This is a genomic window from Methylobacterium sp. WL9 (genome assembly GCF_008040035.1).
In the GTDB taxonomy this organism is placed as follows: domain Bacteria; phylum Pseudomonadota; class Alphaproteobacteria; order Rhizobiales; family Beijerinckiaceae; genus Methylobacterium; species Methylobacterium thuringiense.
The window spans coordinates 1-440 of record NZ_VRVE01000216.1; the positions used below are offsets into that span (position 1 = coordinate 1).

A 440-nucleotide genomic window follows, 5' to 3' on the forward strand; every position below is an offset into this window, starting at 1 on the left:
GGCCACGCGGATCGAGCTGCAGCGCTTCTCGGCGGCGCGCGGCGGCGACCGGGTCGCGCTCACGGGCCCCGCCAGCGTCACGATCGCGGACGGCGCGGCCGTCATCGACGGCCTGAGCCTCGCCGCCGGCACGGGCCGCGTGACCGTCCAGGGCCGTGCGGGACAGACGCTCGACCTCAAGATCGGCATCCGCGCCCTGCCCCTGGCGCTGGCCCGCATCGCCTCGCCCGGTCTCGCGCTCTCCGGCACCCTCGACGGCGACGCCGACCTGCATGGGTCCGCGGAGCGGCCCGAGGGGCGCTACGCCCTCACGGTCTCGCGCCTCGTCGCGCCGGAGACCCGCAAGGCCGGTCTGCCGCCGATCGATGCGAAGGCGAGCGGCACGCTCGGTGACGGCAGCGCCAGCCTCGACGGCCGCGTCTCGGCCGGGCGCGGCGCGG

Annotated in this window: 1 pseudogene; it reads left to right on the forward strand. The window is 78.2% G+C overall.

The features are described from left to right. A pseudogene (locus FV217_RS22555) lies at positions 1–440 on the forward strand (hypothetical protein); the annotation flags it as partial.